This window comes from Micromonospora sp. NPDC049151, from assembly GCF_040648395.1.
GTDB lineage: Bacteria > Actinomycetota > Actinomycetes > Mycobacteriales > Micromonosporaceae > Micromonospora.
On the sequence record NZ_JBEZDP010000002.1, the window covers coordinates 177,202 to 197,810 of the forward strand.

The following is a 20,609-nucleotide window of genomic DNA, read 5'->3' on the forward strand; positions in this document are numbered from 1 at the left end:
CACCACGTGTCCGTGATCTGGGAGCCACGCCTCGACGACGAGGGGCGCCACTGGCGCGACCTCGCCCGGGACGTGGCGGCACGCCACTTCGCGCCGCTGGCCGAGGAACTCGACCGGGAGCAGCGCTACCCGTGGGAGAGCGTGCGGGTGCTCGTCGAGCAGGGGCTGGCCGGGCTGCTCGTGGAACGCGAGCACGGCGGGCGGGGCGCGTCGTTCGTGACCGCCTGCGCGGTCATCGAGGAGGTCTCCCGCGCCTGCCCGTCGACCGGCGCGATCCTCACCGCGTACGCGCTCGGCGCCACCCCGCTGATGCTGGCCGGCACGCCCCAGCAGCGCGAGCGCTACCTGGGCGGCCTGGCCCGGGGCGAGGCGATCAGCTTCGCGCTGACCGAGGAGGGTGCCGGCAGCGACGCCGCCCGGATCCGCACCACAGCCGAGCGCGAGGGCGCGGGCTGGCGGCTACGCGGCGAGAAGATCTACATCGGCAACGGCGGCGCGTCGCGGTACTACGTGGTCTTCGCGCTGACCGACCCGCAGGCCGGCACCCGCGGCATCACCGCGTTCCTGGTGGACAAGGACGCCGACGGCGTGGTCATCGACAGGTACGAGGACAAGATGGGCATCCGCGGGACGCTCACCAGCAACCTCAAGCTGGACATCTGGGTGCCCGACGGCGACGTGCTCGGCGACCTCAACCGGGGCATGCGGCTGGCCATGCGGACGCTGTCCGCCGGGCGGATCAGTGTCGCGGCCCAGTCGCTCGGCGTCGCCCTGGCCGGCTTCGACGTCGCGTCGCGGGAGGCGGCCCGGCGGGAGACGTTCGGCCGGCCGATCATCGACAACCAGGGCATCTCGTTCCCGCTGGCGGACGTGGCCACCGGCATCACCGCGGCCCGGATGATCACGTTCGAGGCCGCCCGGACGCACCAGGAGGGCGGCGACGTCGGCATCCTCGGCGCGATGGCCAAGCTGTACGCCAGCGAGGTCGCGCACCGGGCGGTGGACACCGCCGTGCAGGTGTTCGGCGGCGACGGCTTCTGCAAGCCCTGCCCGGCCGAACGGCTCTACCGGGACCAGCGGATCCTGGAGATCTACGAGGGCACCTCGGAGATCCAGCGGCTGGTGCTGGGCCGGGCGATCAAGGCGTCGGTGGCGGCATGAGCGCGTCCTGGCGGCTGAGCGTCGACTGGCCCGCGTCCGGCGCCGCGCGGGTGTTCGACCTGGCGCAGCAGATGTACACGGGCATCCCGCACCACCCGAACCACCCGCCGTACAGCTTCACACTCACCAAGCGGCACGGCGAGATCATGTACCCGGACGGCGTCTCCGCCGCCGCCGAGATGATCACCACGGGCGGACACGTGGGCACCCACGTCGACGGGCTCGCCCACGTCTCCCGGCTCGGCAAGGTGTACGGCGGCGTGGATGTCACCGCGAGCCAGTCGTACGCCGGCGGGGTGCCGGACGTGTCGGTGCACGAGCTGCCGCCGATGCTGGCGCCCGGTCACCTGGTGGACGCGACAGTGGCGCTCGGCCGGCCGTTGACACCGGCCGACGGCGTCGGCGCGGAGCTGTTCGAGCGCTGGTTCGCCGACCGGCCCCGCCCCCGCCCCGGCGCCGTGGTGCTGGTGCGCACCGGCTGGGACGAGAAGTGGACGGACAACGCCGCGTACCTCGGTGTCGCCACCGGCGCACCCGGCGTGGACGTCAGCGGCGCGCGCTGGCTCACCGACCACGGCGTGGTGGCGGCCGGCGCGGACACCATCGCGTTCGAGCACATGCCCAGCCCCGCGCTGGCCGTGCACTGCCACCTGCTCGTCGACAACGGCGTGCCGATCATGGAGGCGATGAACCTCGCGCCGCTGGCCGCCGAGCGGGTCTGGGACTTCTTCTTCATCGCCGCCCCGCTGTCCATCCGGGGCGGCACCGGGTCGCCGATCCGCCCGCTCGCCGTCGTACCCGACACCACCGCACCGGAGACCACAGCATGACCGCCGACGACGAGACCACCGCGCGTCCGCCCGCCCCCGGCCGGCGGGACATCCTGGAGGCCGCCGCCACCGCGTTCACCCGCAACGGGTACGCGGCCACCACCATCGACGACATCGCCCGCGAGATGGGCGCCACGAAGGGCCGCGTCTACCACTACTACCGGGCGAAGGCGGACGTCTTCCTGGACATCGTCACCACCGGCATGCAGGAGCTGATCGACGGGATCGAGCCGATCGCCGGCAACGCCGGCCTCGATCCGGCCAACCGGCTCTGGCGGATGGCGCACCACCACGCCGGCCTGATGATGACCCGCAACTCGTTCCAGCGGGTGGCGATGCGCGCGGTCGAGATGCGCCGGCTCGGCGAGGCCCCGGCCCAGCAGCAGGCGTTGGAGACCGTGATCGCCATGCGCGACCGGTACGAGCAGATCTTCGCCGACGTCATCGACGAGGGCCGCAAGGCCGGGGTGTTCCGCGAGGTGGACAGCCGGCTGGCCACCAAGCCGCTGCTCGGCGCGCTGAACTGGATCAGCCTCTGGTACGACCCGCAGCGCGGTGACTACAACACCCGCCAGCGGCTCGCCGACGAGTACGCCGACTTCATCGTCGGCGGGCTGCGCCGGAGCCCGCGATGACCGGGCCGTTCTCCGAGCGCCACTGGCACGAGGCCGAGACGTGGCCGCGCGAGCGGCTGGCCGCGTACCAGCTCACCCGCCTGAAGTCGCAACTGTCCTACGTGTACACCGCCAGCGACTTCTACCGCACCCGGTGGGACGCGCTCGGCTTCCACCCGGGCGACGTGCGCGAACTGGCCGACCTGCGCCGCCTGCCGCTGGTCGGCAAGGCCGACTACGTGGCCGACCTGGCCGCCCACCCGCCGTGGGGCAGCGCCGTCGCCGCGCCGGTCGCCGACCGCCGCCGCGTGCACTTCTCCTCCGGCACCACCTCGAACCCCACCCCGGTGCTGTGGACCGCGCACGACCTGGACCGCTGGGCCGACCTGTACGCGCGGGCCGCGTACAGCCAGGGCGTGCGGGACACCGACGTGTACCAGTGCCTGTTCAGCTACGCCTGGTTCGTCGGCGGGCTCGGCGCGACAGCCGGCTACCAGCGCATCGGCGTGACGCTGCTGCCCGCCGGCTCCGGCGACACCCAGCGCCAGATCGACACGATCTTCCGGTACGGCACCACAGCCGTCGGCGGCACACCGTCGTTCATGCTGCACCTGGCCGAGACCGCGGAACGCGCCGGCACCCCGCTGCGCGACTCGCCGGTGCGGCGCATCCAGGTCGGCGGCGAACCGGGCGCCGGGGTGCCGGCCACCCGCGCGCACATCGAGCAGCGCTGGGGCGCGAAGTGCTTCGACGGGTACGGCAGCCTGGAGTTCCAGCCGATCGCCTGGGAGTGCGAGGAACAGGCCGGCGGCCACCTGGCCGAGGACTTCGCGTACGCCGAGGTGCTCGACCCGTACACCCACGAGCCGGTGCCCGACGGCACGCCCGGCCTGCTGGTGCTCACCCACCTGGACAAGCGGGCCACGCCGCTGGTGCGGTGGGCGACCGGCGACGTGGTGGTCCGCGACAGCGCCGCCTGCCCGTGCGGGCGCACGCTCGCCCGGCTGCCGGGCGGCGTCGTCGGCCGGGCCGACGACATGCTCGTGGTACGCGGGGTGAACCTGTTCCCGTCCGCAGTCGAGCAGGTCGTCCGGGCCACGCCCGGCACCTGCGGCGAATACCTGATCGTCCTCGACGAGGACGTCACCGACCCGGCGACGGGCTACCTCACCGGCATCAAGCTGCGCGTCGAGGTGGCCGGCGACGGCCGGCGGGTCGCGCGCGAGCTGGCGCACGCCGTGCGCGCCGAGCTGACGGTGCGCGCGGTGGTGGAGACCGTCGCCGAGGGCACGCTGCCGCGCAGCACCCACAAGAGCAAGCGCGTCGTACGCGCCGACCGAGAGGCTCCGTGATGGACAGGCAAGCGTTCCTGGTCGGCGCCGTGCGGACCCCGCACGGCCGGTACGGTGGCGCGCTGCGCGACGTGCGGGTGGTGCGCCTGGGCGGGCTGGCCGGCGCCGAGGCGCTGGCGCGGGCCGGCGTGCCCGCCGAGGCGGTGGACGAGACGGTGGTGGCCAACTGCCGCCAGGCGGGCAACGGGCCGAACCCGGGACGGCAGATCTCGCTCGCGGCCGGTGTGCCGGTGCCGGTCCCGGCGCAGACGATCAACATGGCCTGCGCCTCCGGCCTCAAGGCGGTGCAGCTCGCGCACCGGTCGGTGCTGTCCGGCGAGGCCGACGTGGCGCTGGCGGTGGCGGCCGAGAGCATGAGCACGATGCCGTACCTGGCGCCGTACACGCTGCGCTGGGACGGGGTGCGGCGCGGCGACGTCCTGCTCCAGGACGGCTGGCGCGACGGCGGCACCGACCCGATCTGCGGCATGAGCATGGGCGAGACGGCGGAGAAGGTGGCCCGCGAGTTCGGCGTGTCCCGCGCCGACCAGGACGCCTGGTCGGCGCGCAGCCACCAGCGGCTGGCCCGCGCCTGGGAGTCCGGCGCGATGGCCCGGGAGGTGCTGCCGCTGGACGAGCTGGACCGCGACGAGACGGTACGCCCCGACACCACACCGGACCGGCTCGCCCGGCTGCGTCCGTCCTTCACCGACGGCGGCACCGTCACGGCCGGCAACGCCAGCCAGATGGCCGACGGCGCCGCCGCGGTGGTGGTGGCCGGCGGCGAGGCGGTACGGCGGCACGGGCTCACCCCGCTGGGCCGGATCGTCGGGTTCGCGGCAGTCGGCGTCGACCCGACGATGATGGGCGTCGGACCGGCGGAGGCGATCCCGCTCGCCCTGCGCCGGGCCGGGCTGACCGTACGCGACGTGGACCTGTTCGAGATCAACGAGGCGTTCGGCGCGCAGATCGTGCAGAACGTGCGCGCGCTGGGCCTGGACGAGGAGCGGGTGAACGTCAACGGCGGCGGCATCGCCCTCGGCCACCCGACCGGCCAGAGCGGCGCCCGGCTGGTCGTCTCGCTGCTGCACGAGCTGGCCCGCCGCGACGGCCGGTACGGCGTGGCGAGCCTCTGCGTCGGCGGCGGGCAGGGCATCGCCGCGGTGATCGAGCGGGTGACCCGGTGATCGCCGTCGTGGTCGGCCTGGGCCCGATGGGCCGGGGCATCGCGCAGGTCCTCGCCGGGGCGGGGCACACCGTCCGGGTCGTGGACGCCACCGCCGAGCTGGGCCGCGCCGGCCTGGAGCGGATCCGTGCCGACGGCGCGACCGGCGATCTCGACGCCGCCGCCGACGTGGAGACCGCGCTGGCCGGCGCCGACGTGCTGATCGAGGCGATCGTGGAGGACATGGACGCCAAGCGCGCCCTGCTCGCCCGGGTCGCCGCCGCCGGCGGGCCGGACCTGCTCGTCGCCTCCAACACGTCGTCGCTGAGCGTCAACGAGATGGGCCGCGCGTTCGGCGCCCCGGAACGCCTGCTCGGGCTGCACTTCTTCAACCCGCCCACCCGGATGCGCCTGGTGGAGGTGATCTCCGGCGCGGCCACCGGCGAGGCGGCCGTACGGCGGGCGCTGGCGCTCGTGGAGTCGCTCGGCAAGACCGCTGTGGTGTGCCGGGACTCGCCGAACTTCATCGTCAACCGGGTCTGCCGGCCGCTGTACTACGAGGCGCAGCTCCTGCTCGCGCAGGGCGTCGAGGCGGCGGTGGTGGACGCGGTCGCCCGGGGCGCGCTCGGGCACCCGATGGGACCGCTGCAACTGCTCGACTTCACCGGGCTGCACACGCACCTGGCCTCCTCGGAGACCGCGCTGCGCGAGTTCGGCGACCCCCGCTACCGGCCCATCCCCCAGGTGCGCGCCCTGGTCCGGGCCGGCCTGACCGGCAAGGCCGCCGGCCGCGGCTTCTACGACTACGCCGCCGAGTCGCCGCGCGACGCCAACGCCCGGGTGGTCCGGCGGCCCGGGCCGCCGAACGGTCCGGCGGCCCGCGTGGTGAGCCTCGGCGCGCCGACCCCGCAGCGGGTGGCGGAGCTGGCCCGGCTGGCGGGGCGGCAGAACGTGGTGCTGGACAGCTCCGACGCCGGCTGGGCCGACGTGCTGCCCGCCGAGGTCGGCTGGATCCGGCTGCACCGGCGCGCCGACGACGCCGTGTTCGCCGAGGTGGTCGAGGACCCGGTCGCGGGCGTCGCCGTCCCCGGCTTCGTCGACCGGCTGCTGGATCACCTCGGCGCGCCGTCGGTGCGGGTGCCGGCGCTGCCCGGCCTGGTCGGCGATCGGCTCGCCCACTGCCTGGTGAACGAGGCGGCCACCGTGGTCGAGGAGGGCACCGCCACCGCCGACGACGTGGACGTGGCGCTGCGACTGGCGATGAACCATCCGCGCGGCCCGTTCGAGACGCTGCGATCGACAGGGGCGGGGACCGTGTACGAGGCGCTGCGGTCGATGGCCGACGCGTTCGGCGATCCCCGCTACCGGCCGGCGCAACTGCTGCGGCGGCAGGCGATCGGCGAGGCGAGGGCCGCCCGGTGACGCGGGACGACGACACCGGCGTGGGTGTGCTGCGCGCCGGCCTCCTCGCCGGTCGGCACGCCGTGGTGACCGGCGCCGGCAGCGGCATCGGCCGGGCGGTGGCGGTACGCCTGGTGGAGCTGGGCGCACACGTCACCGGGCTGGGCCGGCACGCGGACACGCTCGCCGCCACCGGCGAGGCGATCACCGGCGAGGCGGCCACCGGCGGCGGGCGTTACACGTACGCGGTCTGCGACGTCCGCGACCACGACCGCGCCGCCGCCACCGTCGCCGGGGCAGGCGAGGCGCACGGCATCGACCTGCTGGTGAACAACGCCGGCGGGCAGTTCTTCGCCCCCGCCACGCGGATCTCGGCGGGCGGCTGGGCGGCAGTGGTCGACCTGAACCTGACAAGCGTCTTCCACCTCACCACCGCCGCGTACCCGTACCTGCGGCGTGCCCGGGGCGCGGTGGTGAACATGTCGCTGTCCGGTGTGGAACGCGGCGGGCAGGGCATGGCGCACGCCGTCGCGGCCCGCGCCGGGGTGCTCGGGCTGACCCGGACGCTGGCCCTGGAGTGGGCCGCCGACGGCATCCGCCTCAACTGCCTCGGGCCGGGCACGGTGCTCACCGCCGCGCTCGACGCCGAGGCCGACCGGCACGTCCGGGACAACCTGGTGGACCGGGCCACGCCGCTGCGCCGCCCGACCCGCGCCGAGGAGGTCGCCGAGCTGGTGGCGTTCCTGGCCGGCCCGGCCGCCGCCATGATGACCGGCCAGCTCATCCAGCTCGACGGCGGCGCGCACCTGGGCCCGGGGCTGCACATGCTGGCCGAGGCGTACCGGTGAGCCGCGCCCTCGCCGCCGTCGTGGCCGAGCACGTACGACCGGGCCGGCGGGTCTACCTGGGCAACTTCGGCGCGCAACTGTTCGCCGTGGGCCACGAGATGATCCGGCAGCGGATCCGCGACGTGGACGTGGTGATCGCCTCCGGCGGGCTGCTGATGGACCAGTTGCTCGGAGCCGGCGTGCTGCGGTCGGCCACGTACGGCCACTGCTGGAGCCCGGTCGGCCCGGCGCCGGCCTGGAACTTCCGGCGGGCCGCGCAGGACGGCGACACCCGGGTCACGCTGCACGAGCTGAGTCTCGGGCTGCTCACCGCCGCGCTCACCGCCGGCGCCTGGCGGGTGCCGTTCATGCCGGTGCCGGACCTGCCCGGCACCGGCTACGTGGACGAGGACTGGAGCCGGGGCCGGCTGTCCCGGGTCGACTCGGCGTTCGGGGCGGCCCGGGTGGTGCGGGCCGAGCGGCCCGACGTGGCGTTCGTCCACGTGGACCTAGCCGACACCGGCGGCAACGGCGTGATCCGGGGCCCGCTGGGTGAGGTGCTGGTGGCCGCCCAGGCGTCCCGCCGTACCGTGCTCGTCGCCGAGCAGGTCACCGACGCGGAGACGGTCCGCGCCGCCGGGATCAGCATCCCCGGGCTGCTCGTCGACGCGGTGGTCGAGCACCCCGGCGCGGTGCGCCCGGACGGCGCGGTCGGCCGGTACCCGCGCGACGTGCGGGCGTACGAGCGGTACGCCAGCTGTTCGGCCACGCCCGACGGGTTCCGGCGGTGGCTCGCCGAGGAGGTGCGGTGACCACCGCCGACTTCCTGGTCCGGGCGGCTCGGGAGTTCCGGCGCGGCGGCTGGGTGTTCACCGGCTTCCACTGGCCGGTGCTCGCCGGCCAGTGCGCGTACGCGCTGCCCGGCGAGCCGTTCAGTCAGGTCTTCGAGGCCGGCGCCAGCGCGCACCGGCCCGGCGCCGACGTGCCGACGAGCACCACCGACTACCCGGCGTACGCCGACGGGTTCGGCTGGCTGGGCGGCACCGCCGACGTGCTGCTGGCGATGGGTCACCGGTTCGACCGGGTGGTGCTCGACGCCGGCAACGTCGACCTGCGCGGCCGGATCAACTCGTCGTACCTGGGCCCCCGGGAGCGGCCCACGGTGCGGCTGCCCGGCGGCGGGGGCGCCGCCGACATCGCGGCGGCGGCGCGGGAACTGGTGCTCCTGCACGGGGCGAGGGATCCGCGCCGGATCGTGCGCGCGGTCGAGCACGTGACCGCCGCGCCCGCACCGGACGCGCTGGTGCGGCTGCACACCCGGTGGGGCGTGGTGCGGCTCGGCGCCGACCCACGGCTGGAGGAGGTCACCGCCGACGGCGAGGTGCTGCGCGGCCACCTGGCCGCGCTCGGCGTACCCGTCGGCGACGCGGCGCCCGCGCCGCCGGTCGGCGACGCCGAACGCGCCGCGGCGGTCGGCGTACTGCGGCGGGCCGCCGCGCGCGGTTACTCAGTGGCGAAGGGAACGGACAGGGGATGACTGACGACGATCTCGGCAAGCTGCGCCGGCAGGTACGGGAGCTGGTCGGCGAGTGGCGCGACGACGACCGGTTCCGGCCGGTGTGCGACGCGTGGCTGCGCTCGTACGACACGGAGTTCAGCCGCGCGCTGGCCGGCCGGGGCTGGATCGGCCTGACCTGGCCGCGCGAGTACGGCGGGCAGGCCCGCTCGAACCGGGCCCGGCTGGTGGTCACCGAGGAGCTGCTGCGCGCCGGGGCGCCGGTGGCGGCGCACTGGATCGCGGACCGGCAGATCGGCCCGGCCGTCCTGCGGTACGGCTCCCCCGCGCTGCGCGAGCGGTACCTGCCGGCGATCGCCGCCGGTGCGGTGACGTTCTGCCTCGGCATGAGCGAGACCGAGTCCGGCAGCGACCTCGCCTCGGTGCGTACCACCGCCCGCCCGGACGGCGACGGCTGGCGGCTCACCGGCGGCAAGATCTGGACCAGTCACGCCCACCGGTCCACGCACGCCTACGTGCTGTGCCGTACCGGCACCGGCGGCGACCGGCACGAGGGGCTGACCGAGCTGATCGTGGACATGTCCGCGCCCGGTGTCACCGTCCGGCCGATCGTCGACCTGCGCGGCGAGCACCACTTCAACGAGGTCGTCTTCGACGACGTGCGCGTGCCCGGCGACCACGTGCTGGGCACCGCCGGCAACGGCTGGACGCAGGTCACCGAGCAGCTGTCCTTCGAGCGCGGCGGGATGGAGCGGGTGCTCAGCACGTATCCGCTGCTGGCCGCCACGATCGACGCGTGCGCGGACCGGCGGGACGCGGACGCGGTGCTCGGCGAGGCGCTGGCCCGGCTGGCCGGGCTGCGCGGCCTGGCCTGGCGCATCGCCGGTGAGCTGGACGGCGGGCGGGCCCCGGTGCACGCGGCGGCGGTGCTGAAGGACCTGGGCACCGAGTTCGAGGCGGACGTCAACGAGATCGCCCGTACCGTGCTCGACGTCGAGCCCGACCCCGACGGCGACGGACCGGCCGGGCTGCTCGCCCAGGGGCTGCTGGCCGCGCCGGGCTTCTCGATCCGCGGCGGTACCACCGAGGTGCTGCGCACAATCATCGCCAAGGACGCCGCCCGGCCGCCCCGGCGCGGCGGCGACGAGCTGCGGGAACTGACCGACGACGTGCTCGGCGGGCACGGCGGCGACCCGGACGGCCTGCCCGCGCTCTGGTCCACGGTGCACGAGCTGGGCTGGACCGGCGTGTCGGTGCCCGAGGGCGCGGGCGGCTCCGGCGGCACGCTCACCGACCTGGCCGCGCTCGTACGCGGGCTGGGCCGCCACGGCGTCTCCCTACCGCTGGCCGAGACCGTGCTGGCCGCCCGGCAGCTCGCCGCCGCCGGCCGCGACCTGCCCGACGGCGTCGCCACTGTGGTCACCGGAGGCGGGCTCACGGTGGCCGGCGGGCGGCTGCGCGGCACGGCCGCCCGCGTGCCGTGGGCCGCCGCCGCGCGGACCCTGCTGGTGTACGCGGGCGACGAGGCCTTCGTGGTGCCCGCCGACCATCCCGGCGTCCGGGTCGCACCCGGCCGCAACCTGGCCGCCGAGCCGCGCGACGACGTCGCGTTCGACGTGCCGGTCACCGACGGCATGCGGCTCACCGGCGCCGCCCCCGCCGCGACGGTACGCGCCGAGGCGGCGCTGCTGACCGCCGCCGCGCTCACCGGCGCGCTCGAGACAGCCGTGGAGCACACCCGGCAGCACGTGACGACGCGGGAGCAGTTCGGCCGGCCGTTGCTGGCGTTCCAGGCGGTCGGGCAGACACTGGCCCGGATGACGTCGCACACGCTGCTGGCCGGCACCGCGGTGGACGCCGCGCTGGCCGGCCCGGACCCGCTGCGGGTCGCCGCCGCGCGGGTGCTCAGCGGCCGGGCCGCGACGCTGGTGGCGCGCGGCGCGCACCAACTGCACGGGGCGATGGGCGTGACCCGGGAGCACCCGCTGCACCTGTCCACCCGCAGGCTCTGGTCCTGGCGGGACGAGAACGGCACTCAGCGGTTCTGGGCCGCCACGCTCGGCGCGGCGCTGGTGCCGCGCGGCAGCGCGGGCGTCTGGTCCTGGCTGACCGAGCAGGAGGACGAGTCATGAGCAGAGTGGAACTGCACAACGCGGACGGGCGCTGGACGCTCACACTCAACGACCCGGACCGGCGCAACGCCATCGACGCGGAGATGCGCGACGCGCTCGGTGACGCGATCGCCGAGGTGGCCGCCGACCGGTACGCCCGTACGCTCGTGGTCACCGGCGCGGGCACGGCGTTCTGCGCGGGCGCCGACCTGCCCGCGATGTTCGGCGAGCCCGGCCGCGGCGTCGCGGAGATCCGCGCCGACCTGCACCGCGTCTACGACAGCTTCCTGCGGGTACGGGCGCTGCCGATCCCGACGATCGCCGCGGTGCAGGGACCGGCGGTGGGCGCCGGGCTGAACCTGGCGCTGGCGTGCGACACCCGGATCGTCGGGCCGAAGGCGAAGCTGATCGCGTCGTTCACGAAGCTCGGCCTGCACCCGGGGGGCGGCTGCACCTGGTTCCTCACCCGGGCGCTCGGCCCGGAGCGCGCCCTGCAACTGCTGCTCGACGGCGGGAGCGTGGACGGACCAGAGGCGGTACGCGTCGGGCTCGCCGCGACACTCGCCGACGACCCGCTGGCGGCCGCGCACGAGCGCGCCGAGCGGTGGGCGGCGCTGGACCCGGCGCTGGCCCGGGACATCAAGACGTCGGTGCGCACCGCGGAGACGTCCGGTTTCGCCGCCGCCCTGGAGTTCGAGTCGTGGGCGCAGGCGTCCTCGGCGACCGGGCCGGCGATCCAGGAGGCGGTGGCCGCGTTCCGCAGGTGAGCCGGCCGGCGTGAACCGGGCGGGGCGCTCCTGTGCGCCCCGCCCGGCGGCGTCTGCCGGTGGTTGCGGTCAGACCACAGCGGGCTGCGCCTCGACGGCCAGGGCGAGCGAGCCGAGCAGCGCGGCGTCCTGCGCGAAGTCCGACAGCACGATCTCCGGCGGGTACGGCAGCGTGTGGTTGAGCCGTTCGGTCAGCAGCTCCCGCACCAGGTCGTTGCCGGCGACGCTGCCGACCAGCACGATCCGCTGCGGGTCGAGCAGGAGGCAGCACGTCACCAGCTGGCGGGCCAGTTCGTCCACCCGGAGGCGGAGCTGCTCGCGTACCGGGCCGGGCTGCTCGGCGGCCGCGCACAGGCCGGCCGCCCGGCCGTCCACCCCGAGCCGCTGCGCCAGCTCGTCGAGGGCCCGGCCGGAGAATGTCGCCTCCAGCATCGGTTCCAGGCGGGGCGGCCAGCTGAGGTCGGTCAGTCCGTAGGCGATCTCGCCGGACGCGCCGTGGCGACCCGGCAGCACCTCGCCGTTGACGGTGACCGCTGCGGCCACCCCGGTCCCCAGCCCGACGACCAGTCCCGGGTCGGCGTCGCGCAGCGCGCCGAGCCGCAGCTCGGCGTGCGCGGCGGCCTTCAGGTCGTTCACCACCCGCACGTGCGTCAGGTTCAGGTGGGCGCGGACCGCGTCGGCCAGCCGCAGCCGCTCCCAGCCGGGGACGTTCGGCGCCAGCTCGATGCCGTCGTCGTGCACGATGCCGGGTGAGGCGATGCCGGCCGCGACGATGGTGCCGCCGGTCTGCTCGGCGAGGTCGCGCGCCCGGTCCAGCGCCCGGGTGAGGGCCTGCGGCGCGCCCTGCTCGGCGTTCGTGGGCAGGCGCTCGGAGACGAGCAGCCGGCCGTCGGTGTCACCCACGCCGATGGCCATCTTGGTGCCGCCGAAGTCGATGCCGAGCAGGCGCGGATTTGCCGGTCGTTCCATGGTGATGTCAGATCGCCCTTCGGGCCGTCGGTCCAGATCACGTGGTCGCCGCGACACGACGTCCGCGACCACGGCCAGCGGCGTCGGCCGGCCCGTCACTGGCCTGCCCTCGCCGCGACCGCCTCGGCGAGAGCCGCGTCGGCACGGGTCAGCCGGTCGCGCAACGCCTGCGCCCGCTCCTGCACCGCGTCGAGCATTGTAGACAGTCGTCCGACCTGGTCCCGGACGGCCGTCTCGCCGGGCCCGTCGGCCTGGGCCCGGCGCAGCACGAGTTCGGGGCGGACGGCGGCGGCCAGCAGGTCCCGTACCGCGGCGCCGTCGAGCGTCAGGCCGAGGTCGGCCGCGGTGGACCGGACCAGCTCCCCGGTCCAGGTGGCCGGAGCGCCGCCGCGTACCAGCCGGCCGAGCAGCGAGTGGGCGCCCCGGAACGGCACGCCGTGGCGGGCCAGCGCGTCGGCCGCCGCGGTGGTGGTGGCGCCGGAGGCCACGATCTCCTCACCGGACGGCGGGCGCAGCGGGTCAAGCTTCTCGATCAGGCCGCCGAGCAGCGAGAAGAACCGGTACGCCCGGTCGTCGCCGTCCCAGAGCCGGGCCTGCACGTCGGTGGTGGCGTTGTTGGAGTCCTCCCACCAGGCCGCGCCGACGTTGTTCAGCACGCTCGCCGCGTCGGCCGCCGAGGCGCCCGCCATCGAGACGAGGTGCTCCAGCACCACCGGGTTGCGCTTCTGCGGCATGATGCTGCTGCCCTGGGTGAACTCGCCGGGCGTGACCACCCAGCCCCAGCTCAGCCAGTCCATCAGCGTGCGGGCCAGCCGGGCGCCGGTGGCGAGCGCCTGCGCGTTGAGCGTGGCGACCCGGACGAGGTGGTCCGCGCCGGCCACCGCCTCGTACGAGTTGACGATGAGCTGGTCGAAGCCGAGCAGGTCGGCCAGTCGGCGGGGCGAGATGTCCAGGTCGGTGCCGGCGAACGCGCAGGAGCCCAGCGGCGAGCGGTTCATCTCGTCCAGCAGGTCGGCGTACGCGGCGGCCTCACCGGCGAGCGCCTCGGCGTAGCCGGCGAAGACGTGCCCGATGCTGGTCGGCTGGGCCGGGCGGCGGTGCGTGTAGCCGGTGATCACCACGTCGGCGTGCCGGTCCGCGCGGTCCAGCACGGTACGGCCGGTGGCCAGCAGCGCGTCGAGCACCTGGAGCAGCTGGTCGCGCAGCACCATCCGGAACACGCCGGCGTCGAGGTCGTTGCGGCTGCGCGCGAGCTGCACGCTCAGTTGCGACACCTCGATGCCGGCCGCGGCGGCGAGCCGCTTCTCCAGCGTGTAGTAGACGTCCTCGACGCTGCCGTCGTACTCCAGTTCCTCCGGCCGGTCGCCGGTGAGGGCGACCAGGCCTCGCAGCATCGTCGCGGCGGCCTCGTCGGAGATCAGTCCCTGCTCGGCGAGCATCACGACGTGGGCCTTGCTGGCCGTGACCATCGCCGGGTAGAGGTGGGCGACGTGGTGGTCGAACACGACGCGCAGATGGTGCTGTTGGTAGACGGTCAGTGACGGGCTCATGGTGGCCTCCCGAGGTGGTGCGTTGTCGTGCGGCGTGCCGCGCGTGGTCATCCGGTCGTCCGGTCCGGCCGGTCGGCGCCGGGCGGCCCGGGCAGCGGCGCGGCCAGCCACGCCTCGACCAGCTGGCGCAGGCGGGTGCCGGCGGTGACGCGGATCCGGTCGCCGGCCTCCCGGCCGGCCAGCGAGACGTGGCCCGACCAGCCCTGCCAGGGATCCGGCCGCGACTCCACCAGCACGTACGGGTACGGGGTGGGCAGTTTCGGTTTCGGCGGCAGGTCCGGCGCCGCGTCCAGGCGCACCGCGTCCGGGTCGAAGCCGAGCACCGCGGAGCTCTCGTACGCGCCGCCGTGTCCCCGGGCCGGCAGCTCACCGAACATCTCGGTGGTCTCGTCCGGGCCGACGAGCTGGAACCAGTTCACCAGCATCATGCTGGCCCGGTGCCGCCCGGACACCCACTCCATCGCGGCGCGGACGGTGGACATGTTGGCGTCGTGCCCGTTGACCACGAGCACCCGGGTGAAGCCCGCCTCGACGATGCCGGCGAGCACGTCGGCGAGGTAGCCGACGGCGATCTCCGGCCGCAGCGCCACGGTGCCCGGCCACTGCCGGGTCTGGCCCGGGCAGGCGGCGTACGGCGTGGCCGGGAACAGCACCGCCCGGGCGGACCCGGTGGCCAGTTCCCCGGCGAAGCCCTCGGCCAGGATCAGGTCGGTGCCGATCGGCAGGTGCGGACCGTGCCACTCGACCGCGCCGACCGGCAGCACCGCCAGGTCGGCCGCCTCGGTCACGGCGGCGAACGCGTGCCCGGGCACCCGGGTGACCGGGAGCAGCCCTCCCCCGGTCCGCCACCGCTCGATCAGTTCGTCCACTGCTCGGCCCTCCGGGTCGCGGTGCGGCTGCTCTCCAGCCGCCCGGAGAACCACATCACCACGAAGATGAGCAGCACCTGGAGCATGCCGTAGGCGGCCGCGGTGCCCAGCTCGAAGCTGTACATCCGGTTGTTGATGGCGACCGAGATCGGCACCGTCGACGAGGTGTAGATGAGCACCGAGGCGACGAACTCGCCGACACCGTGCACGAACGCCAGCAACGCGCCGGCGAGCACGCCGGGCAGCATCAGCCGCACGGTGATCGTGTAGAACGCGCGCAGCCAGGAGGCGCCCAGGTTGCGCGCCGCGTCCTCCAGCGACGGGTCGATCAGCGCCAGCGTCGCGGAGCTGGACCGGAACACGATCGGCAGGAACCGCACGAAGTAGGCAAGCGGCAGGATCCAGAACGTGCCGACCAGCACCTGCCCGAAGCTGAAGGCGTTGCCGGTGCTGAACGCCGAGATCAGGTTGATCGCCACGACGGTGCCGGGCAGCGCCCAGGCGATCATCACGGCCACGTCGAGCAGGCCGCGCCCGACGAACGTCAGCCGCCGCACCGCGTACGCGACGAGCACGCCGATGACCACGCAGCCCACGACCGCGAGGAGGCTCATCTGCACCGAGTTGAGGATCGGCTGGAACGCCTTGGGGTCGGTGAAGATGGTGACGAAGTTCTCGAAGGTGTACGTCGGCGGCAGCACCTCGGTGGTCCAGGACCGGTCCTCGGAGAACGCGACGAGCGCGATCGCGCCGACCGGGGCGAGCAGGACCAGCGTGGCCAGCACCGAGGCGAGCGGGGCCAGCCAGCGGCCGATCGGGTTGGTGATCTCCCGCCGGACCGCCGAGACGCCCTTGGACTGGGACTGGTAGTTACGCCGCCCCTCGTACCAGCGCATGCTCAGCAGGAAGATGATCGAGACGATGCCGAGCACGGAGGCGTACGCGGAGGCCATCGGCAGGTCGCCGTTGGTGCGGTTGATGTAGATCTGCATCGTCATGGTCTGGCTGACGTTGAACAGCAGCGGCGCGGTGTAGGACGCCAGCGACGTCATGAAGACCAGCAGCGACGCCGAGATCAGCGCCGGGGTGAGCATCGGCAGCAGGACGGTGCGCCACACGCGTACCCGGCCCGCGCCGAGGTTGTACGCCGCCTCCTCGACCGACGGGTCCATGCCGGCCAGCGCCGCCGAGGCGGCCAGGAAGAAGAACGGGTACATGGTGAACGTGTGCACCACCAGCACGCCGGCGATGCCGTCGAAGGCAAGGACCGGCTTGTCGGTGCCGAGCAGCGCCTGGAGGCCGCGCGGCACGATGCCGATGTTGCTGTAGAGCAACTGGAAGGACACGGCGCCGATCAGCGGCGGCAGCGCCGCCGGCACCAGGATGAACGCCTCGATGAGCCGCCGGCCGCGGAAGTGGAACCGCTTGAGCAGGAACGCCATCGCCACGCCGACGACGCCGCAGAGCAGCACGCTCGCGGCCGAGATGAACAGCGAGGTGAACAGCGACTCGCGGGCCACCCCGGAGGAGGAGAGGAACTGGAGGTAGTTGTCGCTGCCGTTGGCGCTGACGCTCTCCCGGAAGGTGGCGAACATCGGCTGGACGACGAAGCCCCAGAGCACCAGGACCAGCGGCAGCACCAGCAGGTAGGGGAACCATCGGGAGTTCGCCCCGCCGGCCAGGCGCCGGCCGAGGGCCGCCGCCCAGCCGGGGGCGGTCGGGGTCGCAGCGGTCACGGCTTGACCACCCAGAGCCGCTCCGGTGTGAGCCGCAGGCCCACGACGTCGCCGAGCGCGATGCCGGCGGGCGCGTCGACCAGGGCGGCCATCACGTCGTCGCCGTCGACGTCGACAGTCACGTGGGTGGCCATGCCGGTGAACTCGACGTGGCTGACCCGGCCGCGCATGGCCGCAGTCTCGTCGTCGCCGCCGAGCGCGATGTGCTCGGGGCGCGCGGAGACCAGCGCGGTGTCGCCCTCGGCGAGACCGTGTCCGGTGGGCGCGCCGATCTCGATGGTGGCGCCGCCGGGCAGGCGTACCCGGACGCGCTGCTCCGTCGCGCCGGTCACCGGCAGGCTCAGCACGTTGCTGCGTCCGATGAACCGGGCCACGAACGCGTTCGCGGGCTGGTAGTAGACCTCGTGCGGGGTGCCGACCTGCTGGACCCGGCCGGACTCCATCACGGCGATCCGGTCCGACATCGCCATCGCCTCGGCCTGGTCGTGCGTGACGTAGATCGAGGTGGTGCCGCTCTCCCGCTGGATGCGCCGGATCTCGGCGCGGGTCTCCTCGCGCAGCTTCGCGTCGAGGTTCGACAGCGGCTCGTCGAGCAGCATGGTGCGGGGACGGATGACCAGGGCCCGCGCCAGCGCGACGCGCTGCTGCTGGCCGCCGGAGAGCGCGTCGATGCGACGGTCGCCGTACCCGGCGAGGTGCACCTGGGCGAGCGCCTCGGTGACCCGGCGGGCCTGCTCGGCGCGGGAGACCCGGCGGACCTTGAGCCCGTACGCGACGTTCTGCGCCACAGTCATGTGCGGGAACAGGGCGTAGTTCTGGAACACCATGCCGGTGTCCCGCTTGTTCGGCGTCCAGTGGGTGACGTCGTCGTCGCCGAAGTGGATGTGACCGGACGTCGGGAAGTAGAAGCCGGCCACCATGCGCAGCGTCGTCGTCTTGCCACAACCGCTCGGTCCGAGCAGCGTGAAGAACTCGCCGGCTCCGATGGTGACGGTGACGTCATCGACCGCCGCGGAGTCGCTCGACTTGGCGAAGCGCTTACTGACCGCCGTCAGTCGGACATCGATCATTTCGTGGGTCCTTCCAGGACGAAGCCGGGCCGTGCCGAGGCACGGCCCGGTTCCGAGCGTCTTAGCCCTTACCCTTGATCTGGGCGTTCCAGTGGGTGATCCAGGCGGTCTCGTTCTTGCCGATCACGTTCCAGTCGACGTCCATCGGCTTGAGGTCGAGCTTGGTCAGCCACTCGGGCTTCTCGGCGATGTCGACGGCGGGGATCTGGAAGTAGTCCTTGGCCAGGCTGGCCCGCAGCGAGTCGTCGAACAGGAACTCGAGGAACTTCTTCGCGCCCTCGCTGTTGCCGCCCTTGACCGCCGCGACGCCGTCGACGAGCACCGGCGCGCCGGAGGCCGGCATCACGTAGCCGAAGGGCATCTTCTCGTTGGCCTGCAGCAGGATGTCCTGGAGGTTCCAGGCGCTGACCACGCCCTGCTCACGCGACATCTTCAGGTAGAGGTCGCTGGGGTTGGCGGCGTACTCGACGGTGTTGGCGTCGAGCTTGCGCAGCCAGTCGTAGCCGGGCTGCGGGTTGGACCCGTCGGCCGTGAAGCGCTGGATCATCGAGGCGTAGATCGAGCGCATGGTGCCGGAGGCGGCCACGTCCCGGATGATGATCTTGTCTTTCCACTTCGGGTCGACCAGGTCGTCCCAGTCCTTCGGCGCGGTCTCCGGGGTCAGCGCCTTGTTGTTGTACATGATGACCTCGGGCAGCAGGATCTCGCCGAACCAGCGGCCCTCGGCGTCCTTGTACCGCGCGTCGATCTTCGAGGCGAAGGACGGCTGCCAGGACTCCAGCAGGCCCTCCGACGCGCCGGCGGCGAGGCCCTGCTGGGTGCCGCCCCACCAGACCGACGCCTGCGGGTTGGCCTTCTCGGCGCGGACCCGCTCGAGCACCTCCTGGGCGCCCATGTTGAGCACCTCGACCTTGCCCTTGTACTCGGGGTTCTTGGCCGTGAACTGCTCGACGACGTAGTCGGTGACCGACTTGTCGCGGGCGCTGTAGATGACGACCTTCTCGGCCGACGCGGAGCCGGAGGAGCCGGTGTCCTTGTCGTCGTCGCTGCTGCCGCACGCGCTGACGGCAAGCAGTGCGCTGAACGCGACGGCCAGGGCCAAACGACGTTTCATTGGTACCTCCATTTTGCGGGGGAACTATCGGAAGCGGGGAAAGTCGGTGTGCGATCCCGTCCCGGGACCGGGGTGTGCCGCATCGCGCCGCGACCGGCCGTCCGGCGTACGGACGCGGTCGCCGCGAGGACGGCGGTGACGATGGGGTGGGTGTGGTGTCGGGGCCGGGGTCAGGGGTAGTCGGGGGCCGGGGTCGGGTGGTGGTCAGGGAAGCGAGGGTCGGGGCACCGCGGCCGAGAGCGCGTAGCTGATCGCTCCGTGCAGCACGGCCTGGTCGCCCAGGGTGGCGCGGCGCACCTCGGTGGGGGCCGGCGTCCGGGCGGAGACGAGGGCCTGGAGCTGGTCCAGGGCCGCGTCGTCGAGTTCCGCGGCGGCGCCGCTGAGCAGCACCAGCCCCGGATCGACCACGCAGGCACAGGAGAGGATGAGCCCGGCCCAGGCGCCGAGCACCTCGTCGAGGTAGTCGCGGGCCGGCGCCGAGGTCGCGGCGAGCCGGCTCAGCTCCCGCACCGGCGACTCGGGCCGGCGGCCCGGGTTGAGCGCGACCACCCGCTCCGCTATGGCGTTCACCGACCACTGGGCCTCGAACTCGCCCACACCGGTGTAGCGGCGCTCGGTCGCGCCGCCCAGCGGCAGGAAGCCGACCTCGCCCGCGGCCCCGCTGGCGCCGCGGCGGACCTTGCCGTCGAGCACGAGCCCGGCGCCGATGCCGTCGGCAACGTGGATCAGCAGCAGGTTGGCCACGTCCGCGCCGGCGCCGGCGACGCACTCGCCGGCGGCCATGAGGTTGACGTCGTTGTCGACGACCACCGGTACGCCGAGCCGCCGCTGCACCGACTCGCCGATCGGCCACGCCTCGACCAGTCCGACCGACGGCGCGAGGCGTACCGCGCCGTTGCTGGACACCCCGGGCACCGCGATCGCGACGCCGCGAAGCGACGGCAGGTTGTCGCCGACCAGGTCGAGCACGAACTCGCAGACGGTCTCCACCACGTCCGCGCCGAGACGCGCGACGCGGTGCGCGATGACCGCGCCCTCGCTGTCGGCGATCTCGCAGCTGATCCGGGGCGGCTCCAGCGACACCGCCGCGACGAGCTCGGCGCGGGGGTTGAACTCGAGCATCTCCCGGGGCCGGCCGGTGGTGGGCGCGCCAGGGCCGCGTTCGATGAGGTAGCCCTCGGCGACCAGCTCCCGCACGAGCGCGGTCACGGTGGCCGCCGAGAGGCCGGTCATCTCGGCGAGGTCCACCCGGGACAGCCGTCGGGCCTGCCGGGCGGCCAAGATCACCGAGAGACGCTTGATCTCACGGGACCGCTCACGGCTGACCGGGCTGGTCGGGGCTTTGTCAGACACGCTTTCTTCCTAGTGAGAAAAAAGTGTGGCGTCAAGTAACGAGATGATCTCGACGCTCCGACCAGGAAATTTTTGGGAAGCCGCAAGCCGGGCGGGCCGGGGCCACCCCGACATGGCGCGCAAAATTGGGCCCTCGCGTCCACATTGGCCCCGCAAACCCGGACAAAGTATTTCCCGCGCCTGCTGCCGCTTCGACACACAGACCGCTGAGCTGGGCGGATCGTT

The 20,609-nt window shown here is 73.9% G+C and carries 18 protein-coding genes; 11 read left to right on the forward strand and 7 right to left on the reverse strand.

Annotated elements, in window-relative coordinates:
- Window positions 1–6 precede the first annotated feature (6 nt).
- The 11 genes from AB0B20_RS03785 to AB0B20_RS03835 are packed head-to-tail and all read left to right on the forward strand — an operon-like array spanning window position 7 to window position 11,723.
- On the forward strand, window positions 7–1,161 hold the full coding sequence (locus AB0B20_RS03785; protein ID WP_357382857.1) for an acyl-CoA dehydrogenase family protein: 1,155 nt from the start codon (window positions 7–9) through the stop codon (window positions 1,159–1,161).
- Window positions 1,158–1,991, forward strand: a complete 834-nt coding sequence (locus AB0B20_RS03790; RefSeq protein WP_357382855.1) for a cyclase family protein — start codon at window positions 1,158–1,160, stop codon at window positions 1,989–1,991. The genes AB0B20_RS03785 and AB0B20_RS03790 overlap by 4 nt, the downstream gene beginning before the upstream one ends.
- Window positions 1,988–2,626, forward strand: coding sequence for a TetR/AcrR family transcriptional regulator (locus AB0B20_RS03795; RefSeq protein WP_357382853.1), 639 nt, complete (start codon window positions 1,988–1,990; stop codon window positions 2,624–2,626). Before AB0B20_RS03790 ends, AB0B20_RS03795 begins: the two co-directional genes overlap by 4 nt.
- Window positions 2,623–3,957, forward strand: a complete 1,335-nt coding sequence (locus tag AB0B20_RS03800; protein WP_357382851.1) for an AMP-binding protein — start codon at window positions 2,623–2,625, stop codon at window positions 3,955–3,957. The genes AB0B20_RS03795 and AB0B20_RS03800 overlap by 4 nt, the downstream gene beginning before the upstream one ends.
- Window positions 3,957–5,123 (forward strand): thiolase family protein, encoded by a 1,167-nt coding sequence (locus AB0B20_RS03805; protein ID WP_357383221.1) that lies wholly within the window; start codon window positions 3,957–3,959, stop codon window positions 5,121–5,123. Before AB0B20_RS03800 ends, AB0B20_RS03805 begins: the two co-directional genes overlap by 1 nt.
- Window positions 5,120–6,523 (forward strand): 3-hydroxyacyl-CoA dehydrogenase NAD-binding domain-containing protein, encoded by a 1,404-nt coding sequence (locus tag AB0B20_RS03810; protein WP_357382849.1) that lies wholly within the window; start codon window positions 5,120–5,122, stop codon window positions 6,521–6,523. Before AB0B20_RS03805 ends, AB0B20_RS03810 begins: the two co-directional genes overlap by 4 nt.
- Window positions 6,520–7,350, forward strand: coding sequence for an SDR family oxidoreductase (locus AB0B20_RS03815; RefSeq protein ID WP_357382847.1), 831 nt, complete (start codon window positions 6,520–6,522; stop codon window positions 7,348–7,350). Before AB0B20_RS03810 ends, AB0B20_RS03815 begins: the two co-directional genes overlap by 4 nt.
- Complete coding sequence (locus tag AB0B20_RS03820) at window positions 7,347–8,141, forward strand: CoA-transferase (protein ID WP_357382845.1); 795 nt, start codon at window positions 7,347–7,349, stop codon at window positions 8,139–8,141. The genes AB0B20_RS03815 and AB0B20_RS03820 overlap by 4 nt, the downstream gene beginning before the upstream one ends.
- Window positions 8,138–8,866, forward strand: a complete 729-nt coding sequence (locus tag AB0B20_RS03825) for a co-chaperone HscB (RefSeq protein ID WP_357382843.1) — start codon at window positions 8,138–8,140, stop codon at window positions 8,864–8,866. The genes AB0B20_RS03820 and AB0B20_RS03825 overlap by 4 nt, the downstream gene beginning before the upstream one ends.
- Complete coding sequence (locus AB0B20_RS03830) at window positions 8,863–10,977, forward strand: acyl-CoA dehydrogenase family protein (RefSeq protein ID WP_357467853.1); 2,115 nt, start codon at window positions 8,863–8,865, stop codon at window positions 10,975–10,977. Before AB0B20_RS03825 ends, AB0B20_RS03830 begins: the two co-directional genes overlap by 4 nt.
- On the forward strand, window positions 10,974–11,723 hold the full coding sequence (locus tag AB0B20_RS03835) for an enoyl-CoA hydratase (protein WP_357382839.1): 750 nt from the start codon (window positions 10,974–10,976) through the stop codon (window positions 11,721–11,723). The genes AB0B20_RS03830 and AB0B20_RS03835 overlap by 4 nt, the downstream gene beginning before the upstream one ends.
- Before the next feature lie 69 nt (window positions 11,724–11,792).
- On the opposite strand, the gene AB0B20_RS03840 is transcribed toward AB0B20_RS03835, so the two are convergent.
- From AB0B20_RS03840 to AB0B20_RS03870, 7 genes are all read right to left on the reverse strand, one after another.
- Complete coding sequence (locus tag AB0B20_RS03840; protein WP_357382837.1) at window positions 11,793–12,692, reverse strand: ROK family protein; 900 nt, start codon at window positions 12,690–12,692, stop codon at window positions 11,793–11,795.
- Between the two features lie 95 nt (window positions 12,693–12,787).
- Window positions 12,788–14,242 carry a lyase family protein gene (locus tag AB0B20_RS03845; protein ID WP_357467857.1) on the reverse strand — a complete coding sequence of 485 codons (1,455 nt, stop codon included), beginning with the start codon at window positions 14,240–14,242 and terminating at the stop codon, window positions 12,788–12,790.
- Between the two features lie 47 nt (window positions 14,243–14,289).
- A complete protein-coding gene (locus AB0B20_RS03850) occupies window positions 14,290–15,111 on the reverse strand; it encodes a creatininase family protein (RefSeq protein ID WP_357382833.1) in 822 nt (273 codons plus the stop codon).
- Window positions 15,099–16,847, reverse strand: coding sequence for an iron ABC transporter permease (locus AB0B20_RS03855; RefSeq protein ID WP_357382831.1), 1,749 nt, complete (start codon window positions 16,845–16,847; stop codon window positions 15,099–15,101). Before AB0B20_RS03855 ends, AB0B20_RS03850 begins: the two co-directional genes overlap by 13 nt.
- Window positions 16,844–17,917 (reverse strand): ABC transporter ATP-binding protein, encoded by a 1,074-nt coding sequence (locus AB0B20_RS03860; protein ID WP_357382829.1) that lies wholly within the window; start codon window positions 17,915–17,917, stop codon window positions 16,844–16,846. Before AB0B20_RS03860 ends, AB0B20_RS03855 begins: the two co-directional genes overlap by 4 nt.
- A 61-nt stretch (window positions 17,918–17,978) precedes the next feature.
- Window positions 17,979–19,031 (reverse strand): extracellular solute-binding protein, encoded by a 1,053-nt coding sequence (locus AB0B20_RS03865; protein ID WP_357382827.1) that lies wholly within the window; start codon window positions 19,029–19,031, stop codon window positions 17,979–17,981.
- 204 nt (window positions 19,032–19,235) lie between these two features.
- The gene (locus AB0B20_RS03870; RefSeq protein WP_357382825.1) at window positions 19,236–20,384 is read right to left on the reverse strand and encodes an ROK family transcriptional regulator; all 1,149 of its coding nucleotides are present in this window, start codon (window positions 20,382–20,384) and stop codon (window positions 19,236–19,238) included.
- Between the last annotated feature and the right edge of the window lie 225 nt (window positions 20,385–20,609).

Coding starts and splice junctions, on each gene's coding strand:
- AB0B20_RS03790 (WP_357382855.1), top strand. CDS start 1,158: ATGAGCGCGTCCTGGCGGCTGAGCGTCGACTGGCCCGCGTCCGGCGCC.
- AB0B20_RS03835 (WP_357382839.1), top strand. CDS start 10,974: ATGAGCAGAGTGGAACTGCACAACGCGGACGGGCGCTGGACGCTCACA.
- AB0B20_RS03795 (WP_357382853.1), top strand. CDS start 1,988: ATGACCGCCGACGACGAGACCACCGCGCGTCCGCCCGCCCCCGGCCGG.
- AB0B20_RS03840 (WP_357382837.1), bottom strand. CDS start 12,692: ATGGAACGACCGGCAAATCCGCGCCTGCTCGGCATCGACTTCGGCGGC.
- AB0B20_RS03805 (WP_357383221.1), top strand. CDS start 3,957: ATGGACAGGCAAGCGTTCCTGGTCGGCGCCGTGCGGACCCCGCACGGC.
- AB0B20_RS03865 (WP_357382827.1), bottom strand. CDS start 19,031: ATGAAACGTCGTTTGGCCCTGGCCGTCGCGTTCAGCGCACTGCTTGCC.
- AB0B20_RS03830 (WP_357467853.1), top strand. CDS start 8,863: ATGACTGACGACGATCTCGGCAAGCTGCGCCGGCAGGTACGGGAGCTG.
- AB0B20_RS03845 (WP_357467857.1), bottom strand. CDS start 14,242: ATGAGCCCGTCACTGACCGTCTACCAACAGCACCATCTGCGCGTCGTG.
- AB0B20_RS03800 (WP_357382851.1), top strand. CDS start 2,623: ATGACCGGGCCGTTCTCCGAGCGCCACTGGCACGAGGCCGAGACGTGG.
- AB0B20_RS03860 (WP_357382829.1), bottom strand. CDS start 17,917: ATGATCGATGTCCGACTGACGGCGGTCAGTAAGCGCTTCGCCAAGTCG.